10 protein-coding genes are annotated in these 13,202 nt (G+C 49.3%); all 10 read right to left on the reverse strand.

Going from position 1 to position 13,202, the window contains the following annotated elements; all coding sequences use genetic code 11:
- Positions 1-36 precede the first annotated feature (36 nt).
- The 10 genes from dnaE to D9T21_RS06860 all read right to left on the reverse strand — a co-directional run bounded on the left by dnaE (position 37) and on the right by D9T21_RS06860 (position 13,184).
- Complete coding sequence (dnaE, locus tag D9T21_RS06815; protein WP_123324296.1) at positions 37-3,501, reverse strand: DNA polymerase III subunit alpha; 3,465 nt, start codon at positions 3,499-3,501, stop codon at positions 37-39.
- Between the two features lie 6 nt (positions 3,502-3,507).
- Positions 3,508-4,104, reverse strand: coding sequence for a ribonuclease HII (gene rnhB, locus D9T21_RS06820; protein ID WP_123324297.1), 597 nt, complete (start codon positions 4,102-4,104; stop codon positions 3,508-3,510).
- Positions 4,097-5,251, reverse strand: a complete 1,155-nt coding sequence (gene lpxB / locus D9T21_RS06825) for a lipid-A-disaccharide synthase (RefSeq protein ID WP_123324298.1) — start codon at positions 5,249-5,251, stop codon at positions 4,097-4,099. The genes rnhB and lpxB overlap by 8 nt, the downstream gene beginning before the upstream one ends.
- Before the next feature lie 3 nt (positions 5,252-5,254).
- Complete coding sequence (gene lpxA, locus D9T21_RS06830; protein WP_123324299.1) at positions 5,255-6,025, reverse strand: acyl-ACP--UDP-N-acetylglucosamine O-acyltransferase; 771 nt, start codon at positions 6,023-6,025, stop codon at positions 5,255-5,257.
- A gap of 1 nt (position 6,026) precedes the next feature.
- A complete protein-coding gene (fabZ, locus tag D9T21_RS06835; protein ID WP_123324300.1) occupies positions 6,027-6,476 on the reverse strand; it encodes a 3-hydroxyacyl-ACP dehydratase FabZ in 450 nt (149 codons plus the stop codon).
- 228 nt (positions 6,477-6,704) lie between these two features.
- Positions 6,705-7,220 carry an OmpH family outer membrane protein gene (locus D9T21_RS06840; protein ID WP_123324301.1) on the reverse strand — a complete coding sequence of 172 codons (516 nt, stop codon included), beginning with the start codon at positions 7,218-7,220 and terminating at the stop codon, positions 6,705-6,707.
- Between the two features lie 39 nt (positions 7,221-7,259).
- Complete coding sequence (gene bamA / locus D9T21_RS06845) at positions 7,260-9,734, reverse strand: outer membrane protein assembly factor BamA (protein WP_123324302.1); 2,475 nt, start codon at positions 9,732-9,734, stop codon at positions 7,260-7,262.
- A 52-nt stretch (positions 9,735-9,786) separates the two neighbouring features.
- A complete protein-coding gene (gene rseP / locus D9T21_RS06850; protein ID WP_123324303.1) occupies positions 9,787-11,139 on the reverse strand; it encodes a sigma E protease regulator RseP in 1,353 nt (450 codons plus the stop codon).
- A gap of 3 nt (positions 11,140-11,142) precedes the next feature.
- Positions 11,143-12,321: a 1-deoxy-D-xylulose-5-phosphate reductoisomerase gene (gene ispC, locus D9T21_RS06855; RefSeq protein ID WP_123324304.1), complete on the reverse strand. Its 1,179-nt coding sequence runs from the start codon at positions 12,319-12,321 to the stop codon at positions 11,143-11,145.
- Entirely contained in the window at positions 12,321-13,184 is an 864-nt protein-coding gene (locus D9T21_RS06860) for a phosphatidate cytidylyltransferase (RefSeq protein ID WP_123324305.1), read from the reverse strand. The genes ispC and D9T21_RS06860 overlap by 1 nt, the downstream gene beginning before the upstream one ends.
- Between the last annotated feature and the right edge of the window lie 18 nt (positions 13,185-13,202).

The following is a 13,202-nucleotide window of genomic DNA, read 5'->3' on the forward strand; positions in this document are numbered from 1 at the left end:
CTACTTTTACTCCCCGATTGGCCTGACCTTCACCGATTAGTGAAAGGTTAGCCGAACCGACTGCTCACCCAGGCACTGTTTTAACTCGTGCAATAACTGATCTTCGGGTGTAATAAACCAGTGTGCGTCACATTTTAAAGAAACTGCCACATCCGGATGTAAAATATCTAACTGAACCGGGCAACTACCGCCCGCATAATTACGTAAAATCGACTGCAACGATGATAACTTATCTGGTTTACACCATTGTGTGTCGACTTGCAATGCCAGGGAGCGCGCATTTTTCTCACGCGCCTGAACGATATCCATAGCATCCCGGGCGGTGATTGTATTGCCCCCCGAGAAATCATCAAAGCTGACCTGTCCTTTGATGACTAAAATACGATCAGGTTCGAGCACTGATTCAAAAGTTTCATACATTTCAGGGAAGAACCTGACGTCCATTCTAGCACTTTTATCGTCAAGTGTAACAATTGCCCAGCGTCGGCCTTTCTTATTGGTCATTACCCGTACACCCAGCACCAGACCAACCGCCGTAGCCATTTGATCCTTGCCGGTTGGACGCAGATCTACCAGACGTCCGTCCACATAGTTACGGACTTCTTCGGCATATTGATTAATCGGGTGACCGGTTAAATACAGTCCGAGGGTTTCTTTTTCACCGTCCAGCCAGACTTTTTCCGGCCACTGGGGGACTTCAGCAAAAGCCTGACGCACCTGTTCGGGCTCGGTAGTCAGCAAACCAAACATATCAGACTGACCAAAAGACTCGGCTTTAGCATGCTGATCGGCTGCCGCAATAGCTTCCGGCAGCGAGGCCATAATAGCGGCCCGGTGCGGACCTAAATTGTCCATGGCACCCGCCAGCACCAGTTTTTCCAGTACCCGTTTATTAACCCGCTTTAAATCAACCTTGGCACAAAAATCAAACAGGTCGGAAAATGCGCCCTGATTTTCGCGGGCTTCAATAATCGCTTCGATTGGGCCTTCACCCACCCCTTTGATCGCACCAATGCCGTAAACAATGCGACCTTCGGCATCTACGGTAAATTTGTAACGGCCTTTGTTTAAATCCGGCGGCAGAATTTCCAGACCCATACGGCCGACTTCGTCCACCAGTGTCACAATTTTGTCGGTGTTATCCATATCGGCCGACATTACCGCCGCCATAAATTCGGCCGGATAATGCACTTTCAGCCATAACGTCTGGTAAGACACCAGTGCGTAGGCGGCCGAGTGAGATTTGTTAAAACCGTAACCAGCGAATTTTTCCACCAGGTCGAAAATTTTCATCGCCAGGTCCGGGTCGATATTGTTGTTCTTCGACCCTTCTGCAAACACGGCCCGCTGTTTTTCCATCTCTTCAGGTTTTTTCTTACCCATTGCCCGACGCAGCAAGTCAGCGCCACCCAGCGAGTAGCCGGCCATTTCCTGGGCAATCTGCATTACCTGCTCCTGATAGAGGATAATGCCGTAGGTGGGCTCCAGAATTTCTTGTAAACACTCGTGCTGATAATCGGCATCAGGGTAGGAAATTTCCTCCCGACCGTGCTTACGGTCGATAAAGTTATCTACCATGCCCGATTGCAGCGGCCCCGGACGAAACAGGGCTACCAGTGCGATAATGTCTTCAAAACAGTCCGGCTTAAGACGTTTAATAAGTTCTTTCATACCGCGGGATTCAAGCTGGAACACCGCAGTGGTTTCGGCTGCTTGTAGCGAGCGGAAACTCTTTTTGTCTTCTAAAGGAATAGCAGCAATATCAACGTCTTTGCCCTGCCCTTCCTTGATCATATCCAGCGCCCACTGGATGATGGTCAGGGTTCGTAGGCCAAGAAAGTCGAACTTAACGAGGCCGGCGGTTTCCACATCATTTTTATCGAACTGGGTAACCGGATTCTTACCTTCATCATCACAATAAAGCGGCGCAAAATCGGTAATTTTTGTGGGCGCTATCACCACGCCTCCGGCGTGCTTACCGGCGTTTCGGGTTACCCCCTCAAGGATACGCGCCATATCAATAAGATCGCGGACTTCTTCATCCTGCTCATAAAGCTCGGGTAAACGCGGTTCGGCTTCAAAGGCTTTCGATAACGTCATGCCCGGATCGGGCGGAATTAATTTTGAAATGCGATCAACAAAACCATAGGGATGGCCAAGTACCCGGCCTACATCCCGGACCACCGCTTTCGCTGCCATGGTACCAAAAGTAATAATCTGCGATACCGCATCACGGCCGTACAGCTCAGCAACGTGGTCGATAACCTCGTCACGCCGGTCCATACAGAAGTCAACGTCGAAGTCGGGCATCGAGACCCGCTCCGGGTTAAGGAACCGTTCGAATAGCAGGTCAAATTCCAGCGGATCCAGATCAGTGATCTTAAGCGCATAAGCCACCAGCGAGCCGGCACCGGAACCACGCCCCGGCCCCACCGGGATATCATTGTCCTTACTCCACTGGATGAACTCCATAACGATAAGGAAGTAGCCCGGGAAGCCCATCTGGTTAATAACGTCGAGTTCAATTTTAAGCCGTTCATCATAAGCCGGGCGCTTTTCCTGACGCTCCGCTTCATCCGGGAACAAAAACTCAAGGCGTTCTTCCAGACCTTCTTCTGAAACCTTTACCAGGAAGTCTTCGGTAGTCATTCCACCAGTTGGAAACTGCGGCAGGAAGTACTCGCCAAGGCGCACGGTAACGTTACACCGCTTGGCTATTTCAACCGTGTTTTCAATGGCTTCCGGAATATCCTCGAACAGTGCCACCATCTCTTCGCTACTGCGCAGATACTGCTGTTCACTGTAGTGTTTGGGACGGCGTTTATCATCCAGGGTGTAGCCATCGTGAATACACACCCGAATTTCGTGGGCGTCAAACTTATCCCGGTCGATAAAACACACTTCGTTGGTGGCAACTACCGGCAGTCCACGCTCTTCAGCTAACGCAAACGCGGCGTGATTATAATCTTCTTCACCGCGCCGCCCGGTACGGACCATTTCAAGATAAAAGCGGTCGGCAAAGTGGTTGGTGTAAAATGCCAGGTTTTCCTCGAGCATTTTAGGGTTGTTCTTCACCAGGAGTTGGCCAATATCCCCTTTCATGCCGCCGGACAATAATATTACGCCCTCAGCGTGCTCCGCCAGCCATTGTTTGTCGATCACCACCTTGTGATGAACATGACCGCGTAAATAGGCTTTAGAGATGAGCAGGGTAATATTTTTATACCCTTCATTGTTCATCGCCAGCAAGGTAAGACGAAACGGCTCGTCGGGAAAGTCTTCGCTTTGCACCCAGAAATCGGTGCCAATGATGGGTTTTATCCCGCGGGAGTGCGCCTCTGAATAATATTTTACCAGGCCACACATATTCATCTGATCGGTGATAGCCACCGCCGGCATGCCCAGCTCTTCCACTTTGGCCAGAATAGGTTTGACCTTATTCAGACCATCCATCATGGAAAAGTCACTGTGTACCCGTAAATGAACAAAGTTCGCTGACATTTTTTATTAACCTTTAGTTGTCACCGAGGATTCTGCAGCAGTAAGTAATGCCTGCACCGGTTTAAAACTTTTGCGATAACACGATAATACACCGTTGTCGGCCAGCGCTGCAAAGTGCGCTTTGGTGGGATAGCCTTTGTGCGCGGCAAATCCATAGGCAGGATATTGCTTATCCAGCTCCAGCATATCGTTATCCCGCTCCACTTTGGCCAGAATCGATGCGGCCGAAATTTCAGGATGCAGGCTATCGCCTTTTACCACCGCTTCCGCAGCATAAGACCAGGGCGGTAACCGGTTACCGTCCACCAATACGAAGTCTGGCGTTAGTAACAGATTATCTACGGCGCGGGTCATGGCCAGCATGGTGGCGTGCAGAATATTAAGTTTGTCGATTTCGGCCGGCGTTGCCCGGCCAATTGCCCACGCCAGCGCTTTTTGTTTGATTTCAGCCGATAACGTTTTGCGCTTTTTCTCGCTGAGTTTTTTAGAGTCCGTTAGTCCCTCTATGGGATTGTTCGGATCGAGTATCACCGCAGCGGTGACAACATCGCCCACTAGCGGGCCCCGGCCAACTTCATCTACGCCGGCAATATACTTACTCATTAATTACTTCCAGAACGGCTTCTGCCGCACGCTCATCGGCGTTTTGCTTTAACGACTGGTGCAATTCAACAAACCTATCTGTTAACGCTGTGGTATCGGCATCAAACAAGTTGAGCAGTTCACTGCACAGCCGCTCGGGATTGACATCCTCCTGCAACAGCTCGGGCACCAGTGCTTCGTTAGCCAGAATATTCGGTAATGAAAAATACGCCGGTTTGTATAACCGCATCATCATTTTGTGGGTTAACCAGGATAGCAGGTAGGCCGATACCATGGGCCGCTTGCACAGCATGGCTTCCAGTGTAGCCGTGCCGGAAGCAAGCAGGATCACATCGCTGGCAATCATGGCTTCACGGGATTGCCCCGCCAGCACCATTACCCGACTATCTTTAAGCCAGTCCGGTTTATTGGTTTGCAGGTATTGTTCAATTTGTTGCAAGCGTCTGTCATTGGCGGCCGGGATAACAATCTGACAGTCCGGCTTATGCTGCCACAATTGTTCTACCGTAGCGGTAAATACCGGCAGCAATTTTGCCACCTCGCCGCTCCGGCTACCGGGTAGTAATGCCAGGCACTGACTATCGTTGCTCAGGCCTAGCGCTACTCTGGCTTCGGCCTGGTCCGGATGCAGCGGAATAATGTCGGCCATGGTGTGACCAACAAAGCTATAAGGCACCTGGTATTTATCGTAGACATCCTGCTCGAAAGGAAAAATCCCCAGTACCCGGTTAGTGGCCCTGGCAATTTTAACTATACGCTTTTCCCGCCACGCCCAGACGGTTGGGCTAACGTAGTGTACGGTTTTAATGCCATGTTGTTTTAAGGCAGTTTCTACACGCAGGTTAAAATCGGGCGCATCAACACCAATATAAACGTCCGGAGGGTGCTTTATAAAATGAGCGATGAGTTCATTTTTGACTTTCAGAATGGGCCGGATGCTGGATAACACTTCTACCAGTCCCATCACCGAAAGAATTTCGATATCAAACAGACTGGTGCAACCCGCAGCCTGCATATTCGGCCCGGCAATACCTTCAAAGACGGCATCGGGGTAACGACGTTTTAAGGCAGTAATAAGACCTGCTGCCAGAACGTCGCCGGAGGGTTCGCCGGCGACAACGGCAATACGTAGCGGTTTTACCGGCATCGCTTAACGGATGATGCCGCGTTCAGACGCTGCCAGGAAGGTGATCACCATGCCAATTTCAGGATGCTCATCTGCCATTTCGGTTAGTTTTTTAATAGCTTCATCAAGCGTATTGTTTTCACGATAAATCGCTTTATATCCGCGCTTGATAGCCATAACGGTTTCTTTACTATAACCACGGCGACGCAAACCTTCAGAATTGATCCCCTGAGGAATGTGCTTGGTTCCACTGACCATGACAAACGGGGGCACATCACGCAAAATAATCGCGCCACCGCCCATAAACGAGTGAGCACCAATTTTACAAAACTGATGAACAGCCGTCGCACCACCAAAAATGGCGTAATCACCCACTTCAACGTGCCCTGCCAGCATCACGTTATTCGCAATGATGATATTACTGCCAAGGACACAATCATGCGCAATGTGCGCGTTAACCATGAACAGGTTGTCGGAGCCAATGCGCGTCACACTTTCGTCTTGTACGGTACCACGATGAACTGTAACGCCTTCACGAAAAACGTTATTGTTACCAATAAGCAATTCGGTACGCTCACCAGCGTATTTCTTGTCCTGGCAGTCTTCGCCGATTGAGCAAAACTGATAAAAATGGTTACCCTGACCTATGCGGGTAGGCCCTTTGATAACCACATGTGATTCAATGCGGCAGTTATCACCTATCACCACCTCATCACCAATAATGGCAAACGGGCCTACTGTGACGTTATTACCAAGGGTCGCACCGGGGGAAATCACCGCAGTTTCATGAATCACGTTATTTCTTCTCTCTCATTGCACACATAAACTCAGCGTAGCAGGCTTCTTCGCCGTCGACACTTGCGACGCCTTTGAACTTCCAGATCCCACGACGCTCTTTTACCAGACACACATCAAACTCAAGTTTGTCACCTGGGGTGACCGGCCGCTTAAAACGCGCATTATCAATGCCGGCATATAAGTATAGCTTATCGTTTTTCCCAATGGTCTTGAACCCTAAAATGCCTGCAGCCTGGGCCATCGCTTCAAGGATAAGAACCCCTGGGAAAATAGGATAATCGGGGAAATGGCCGGTAAAACATGGCTCGTTCAGTGTAATGTTTTTATAGGCTTTAATACTGACACCCAGTTCAAAATCCGTCACTCTGTCAATCAACAGAAACGGATACCGGTGAGGCAGCAAATCCATGATTTCACGGATTTCAATGGTATTAAGTGGGTTGGCCAAAAATTATCTCCTTCGACACGGTATAAGCAGACAGCTCCCTATATGGTGCCTTGCCGCTATGACTTTTAATGGGCCGCAACCTTACGCGTTAATCACTTAAAAACAAATCAGACCAACACACTGCGCTGGCCTGATTGATTACGATTAGATACTAGTTGTTGCTGTAAGTACCTGCTGACGACTTACAGAACAGTATTAAACTCCTGCTCTGTAGTTACCAGCCGCTGACTAGTTTAATTTACTCAGTTGATCCAGTACTTTTTGTGACAGGTCGTTGCTTTCGTCTGCATAAACCACAGCCGGTGCATCCAGAACCAGATCGTAGTCGTTTTCCGCAGCAACTGAATCAATCGCTTGCTTGATAAGCGCTAAAATTTTGTTGCGCTCTTCATTCTGACGACGCTGGATGTTTTGCTGAAGTGGCTGAACTTTCTGAGAAAGTTGCTCACGCACGGTCAGAATTTTTTCTTCCAGCTCTTTCTTTTCGGTAGCACTCATGGTTGCCGCGTCACGCTGTAATTTCTCAGCATATAACTGGCCATCACGCTGTAACATGTTAACTTCGTCAACCTGTTCTTTAAATTCCATGGAAATGGCATTCTGGATTTCCGCCGCTTGCGGCAGCGCCTGAAAAATACCCTGCACGTTTACCACGGCGATCTTTTGCTCTGCCATTACTGCAGAACTAAACATCGCACTACCTAACATTGCCGATGCAATTGCGTATTTTGCCAACTGTTTCAAAAGGTGCTCCTTTTATTTTCTGGTCTGTGCCAGCTACTATTAAAATGTTTGACCAATATTAAATGTAAAGAATTTCGCATCATCACCTTCGCGCTCTTTAAGTGCTCGCGAAAAGCTAAAGACCATTGGGCCCATTGGTGATATCCATTGTACAGAAATACCGGCTGAACTGCGAAATAATGTCGGATCAGAATAATCCAGTAGTTCATCACCACCGATTCTATTTAACTGAAGATATTCATCATAATCAAACTCTGTGTCCCACACATTACCTACGTCCATAAATATACTGGTACGAACCGAGTTAGACGAATCTTCTTCGACAAATGGGGTCGGCGTAATTAATTCCAAGCTACCCAGCGCCATGGCGTTCCCGCCCAGGCTACGACGTGAGAGCACGTACGAATCGAAAACCGGACTTCCAGGGAGCTGAGTTCCATCAGGTAACGTAATCGCATTTGAACCGGGACTACGCTGTATACCTCTGGGGCCTACAGTGTTGTTCTCAAAACCACGTAGCGTATCCGCACCACCGGCTGTGAAGTTTTCTGTAAAGGGTAGAATCTGATCTTCGCCGTTGATATCACCATAGCCATTACCATAACCCAGTCTGACCTTGGTTAGCACCGACCAACGCTGATCGCGACTGAGCGGGAAGTAAAAGCGGCCGTCGTAAATGGTTTTAAAGAAATTCACGTCTGAGTTTGGCGTGGTAATACTGAATGATGCACGCTGCGACGAACCCGCCGTTGGGAACAAACCACGGTTTAATGTACTGCGACTCCAGGCAACCGAGCTTTGCAGGCTGGTATAGGAAATCGGCGCGTCCGGATTCTGATCGTCAGTAAACTGACTGTAGAAACGGTTAGTTTGCTCGTAATACCCCCGGTTAGACAGCTCTACATCAGAGTACGTCAAACCAAAGTTAATCCGGTTAAATTCGTCAATCGGGTAACCAATATTGGCACCGACTGACCAGCGCTTGGAATTGTACTGAATAACGTTAAAGCTGGAGCCATCGAACTCACTGAACGCTACGGTTCCACCTAAGCTGATGCCGTCTATGGTAAAGAACGGGTCAGTATAAGACAGCTGTGCCGACTTCTGATACGAAACAGTACTCACATTAACGCCGATGCGCTTACCGGTACCCAGGAAGTTATCCTGCTGAATACCCGCCTGCAAACCTAACTTAGTCTGATCACCATAGCTGATACCCGCATTAAATGAACCAGAAGGTTGTTCTTTCACTTTAAACTGCACGTCAACCTGGTCGTCTTTACCCGGAATACGTACGGTATCAAACTCTACTTCTTCCATGTAGGTCAGACGTGACATGGCGTTTTTCGAGCTTTCCAGCAAATCATTGGAGAGCCAGGTACCTTCCATTTGCACTACGTTTTGACGTAACACTTCATCGGCCGTAATGGTGTTGCCGTTAAAGTTAATCCGGCGTACATAGATGCGTTTTCCCGGATCTACCCGCAGAGTCAGCTTAACGGTTTTATCTTCATCGTTAATTTCCGGCACGGTGGTTACCGTAGGATAGGCATAACCAAAACGGCCCAGATATTTGCTGATAAATTCTTCGGTGTAGGTCACTTCCGCCTGATTGTATAACTCGCCCGGCGTAAGTGGTAATACTCGTTCAATGTAGTTCTCATGACCCAGCATTTCACCCACCAGCTCAACTTCTGAGATGGTGTATTGCTCACCTTCGGTGACGTTCAGTGAAATATAGATACCGTCTTTCTCAGGGGTCATGGCCACCTGAGTAGAATCTACATTGAAGCGCAGATACCCGCGGTCCATGTAGAAATTGGTCAGGGTTTCCATATCCCCCTGCAGCGTTTGCTGCTGATAACGGGTTTCTGACAGGAAATCATACCAGGCAGTATTAAACTGCAACTCAAAATCTTCCAGCAGTTCCTGGTCTGAGAACAGTTCGTTACCAACGATATTGATTTGTTTGATATCGGCCGCATCGCCCTCTTCAAACAATAGCTTCAAATCCACCCGGTTACGCGGTAAAGGCGTGATGATCGCGGTGACGTCGGCGTTATATTTACCAATGCTGTAAAAGAAGTCTTTCAGGCCATTTTCAATGGAGGTCAGAACGGTTTTATCCAGTGGCTCACCCACCCGAATATTACTGCCGTCCAGACTTTCCTGAAGCTGCTCATCTTTAATGTCATCGTTGCCGTCAAAAATAATGTTACTGATGGTCGGACGTTCGGCAACTTTTATCACCAGTGTATTGCCATCACGCAATACCTGAATGTTTTCAAAGTGTGTTGACGAATACAGAGACCGAATCAACTGTGTAATTCGAAATGAATTGACTTCGTCACCTTTTTGCACCGGAATGTAGGTTAGCGCGGCGCCCAAAGCAACCCGCTGCAGGCCTTCAACCCGGATATCTTCTACGACAAACTCACTGTTGCCTGAAGCAGCGTTGGCTAAGCTAGCACTGGAGCATAACAATCCGGCTACTACTAACTGATTAAACTTCATCTATTCTTTTTCTTCCTGCTGCGTTCGCTTATTCTTGCTGACGTCTGCATTCTTACGACAAACGTGTAATATCATTAATTATGGCAATGCTCATTATGGTAAATAACAGCATGGCACCAATTCTAAATCCCCACTCCTGAACTTCCTCAGGTACCGGGCGGCCGGTAATCCACTCAATGGTAAAGTACATCAGGTGACCGCCGTCTAGCATTGGCAGGGGCAGTAAATTGACTATCCCCAGGTTCACACTGATCAGGGCCAGAAAACTTAAAAAGTAAACCAGGCCATATCCTGCACTGTTACCCGCGCCCTGCGCGATAGCAATCGGGCCGCTCAGGTTTTTAACTGATACATCACCAGTAATCAGTTTCCCTATCATTTCGACGCTTAAGGTCATTAAACGCCAGGTCTTATCGACCGCTTTGCCTACCGCTTCCAGCAGTCCGTACTGGTGGGTAAACACATAACCTTCAGGCCATGGTTCGGCAAAAGGACTGACTCCCAGGTAACCGTCCTGCCCCTCTGGCGTATCACGGCGCCCAATTGTGGCAGAAAGGTCATAGGTTTGACCAGCCCTGTTTACCCGAATCTCTAACTGTTCACCCGGGCGGTTCTTAATTTGGGCAACCAAATCTTCCCAGGCCGTCACCGGTTGTCCATCCAGCGCCACAATCTCGTCGTTTTGCTGAAGGCCGGCTGCACTTGCCGCAGTCTGTTCGGCCACGTATGCAACGGTTAATGTTGCCCCGGGCCTGAATGGCGAAATTCCCAGACTGCGTAAAGGAGACTCCGAATCCGGATCAAAGTTCCATCCGGCAATATCTAAAACTCGCTGGCGGGCACTGTCACTTTCTGAAGCTACAGTTACCGGCATGCTCTCCTGGCCAATGTATGACATCAGTTCCAGATTCACAGCTTCCCAGTCCGGCGTTTCCCGTGAGCCTACGGCGATAATTTCCATATTGCCGGTCAGGCCCGCTTTCGCTGCGATGCTATCAGGACTCACCTCACCAATAACCGGTTTGATGGTGCTGATACCAATCAAAAACATTACGTACAAAGCAATGGCAGCAAAGATAAAATTAACGCCCGGACCGGCCGCAATAATGGCCATTCGTTTGCCCACAGACTTATTGTTAAACGCCTGCGAAGCCATTTCAGGTGGCACTTCATCCACCCGTTCATCGAGCATACGCACGTAACCACCTAACGGAATAGCCGCCAGGGCAAACTCGGTACCGTGCTTATCTACTTTGCTCCAGATTGGCTTACCAAAGCCAATGGAAAACCGTTTTACGTACACGCCACACAGGCGCGCAATGTAGTAGTGCCCCCATTCGTGAACCGCTACCAGAATACCCAGGGCAATAATAAATGCACCGGCATTACGCAAAAATTCAAACACGCTTTAACTTTCCTCTACCATTGCTATTGCAGCCAGTCTTGCCTGTTTGTCTAACTCAAGCACCTGTTGGATGGACGAAACTGCGGTTGGTTCAAAACGATTTAGAATTTCCTCGTTTATTTGTGCTATTTGGTTAAAGCTTATGCGATTGTCCAAAAATGCCTGCACCGCGATTTCATTGGCGGCATTCAGGCGCGTAGTGGCGGCCTGGCCACTGCGACAGGCTTCAATAGCTAGATACAAATTAGGGAAGCGATGGGTATCCGGGGTCGAAAAACTCAAATCACTGAGTGTGGCAAAATCGAGCGGTGCCACGCCGGCATCAATACGGTTGGGATACCCTAACCCATAGGCAATAGGCGTACGCATATCAGGATTGCCCATTTGCGCAATCACCGAACCATCAACATACTGCACCATGGAATGGATGGTGCTTTGTGGATGCAACACCACCTGAATATCGTCTGGCTGTAAACCGAATAACCAACAGGCTTCAATAAACTCCAGCCCTTTGTTCATCATGGTGGCTGAGTCTACCGAGATTTTGCGCCCCATATCCCAGTTGGGATGGGCACAGGCCTGTTCAGGTGTAATCTCAGCAAAGGTCGACAGTTCCCGCTCCCGGAACGGGCCACCAGAGCCAGTCAGTAGTATTTTACTGATACCGGATGCACTTAATTCGCCGTAATTAAAATCTGCCGGTAAGCACTGAAAAATGGCGTTATGTTCGCTGTCGATGGGTAAGATCTCGGCCTTAGACTGTCTGGCGGCATCTAAAAATAAAGCGCCGGACATCACCAGCGATTCTTTATTGGCCAGCAAGACTCGCTTACCGGCTTTTACCGCCGCCAGCGTAGGCTCAAGACCCGCGGCACCGACAATGGCCGCCATAACCGAATCGACTTCCGGCGCTGACGCAACATCTTCCAGTGCCCGTTTGCCACTTAGCACTTCCGAGGACAGTTCATACTCACGAGCCAGGCTAATGGCCTGCTCGTAATCCGCATCACTGGCAACAACCAGAAAGCGCGCGTGACAGGCTTTTGCCTGCTGCACCAGTCTTTCCACCTGACGGTGGCCGGTGATCGCAAAAACCCGGTATAGATCCGGGTGGCGGGCAATAACATCAAGTGTACTTTGACCGATGGAGCCGGTCGCACCAAGAATCGTAACCGTTTGCATTATGCCATCCAGGTGACGTAGCAGTAGGCAAATACAGGAAAAGCGGCAGTCAGGCTATCGATGCGGTCCATCAGACCACCATGACCAGGTAAAATCCGGCCGCTGTCTTTAATGCCGGCGCACCGTTTAAACATACTTTCGTTGAGGTCGCCCAGCGCTGACACGCCAACCGTTAAGCCGCCAATAAGTAAATGCAGCCAGATACGCGAGGATTCCACCTGATAATGCAGCGCGGCAAAGGCAATAATCGCAAAAGATGCCATGATGCCACCGAAGAGCCCCTCAAAGGTTTTGCCCGGTGACACGTTAGGACGTAGCTTATGACGGCCGAATTTCACGCCCACAAAGAAAGCGCCGATATCGGCAGCCCAGACAATTCCCAGCACATAAAAAATCAGCGATGCACCGTAAAAAGTGTCTACATCGTAAAGGCTGGAGCGCAGGGCTACTACGGCTACCCAGGTTGGAATAAGGGTTAACACGCCAAATAAACAGCGAATCATCCAGCTTTGACGCCAGAACGCCGAATAACGGGGGTACGCAAGGATCATAAAGAATGACGCCAGCCACCAAACCGCTGCTACCGACAGGATCCAGTGGTAGAACTCATTAAGTGCTCCCTGTGACCAAATCAGATCGACATCCACAATACCAATCAGGGTCAGGCAGCCAGCGAGCAAGATAAGCCCGAAAGCTATCTTATAGGGGCGACCAGTAATCCCCGACATATTCGCCCACTCGTAACCGCCCAGGGCGACCACACCGGCAATCACATACTGAAATATATGAATGGGTAAAAACAAGATGGCCATAATAGCCAGTGGCGCCAGGATCAGCGCCGTAATAATTCGTTGCTTTAACATGCGATGGGTCTTTTATAG

This window comes from Marisediminitalea oceani (genome assembly GCF_003731635.1).
GTDB classification, from domain to species: Bacteria; Pseudomonadota; Gammaproteobacteria; order Enterobacterales; family Alteromonadaceae; genus Alteromonas; species Alteromonas oceani.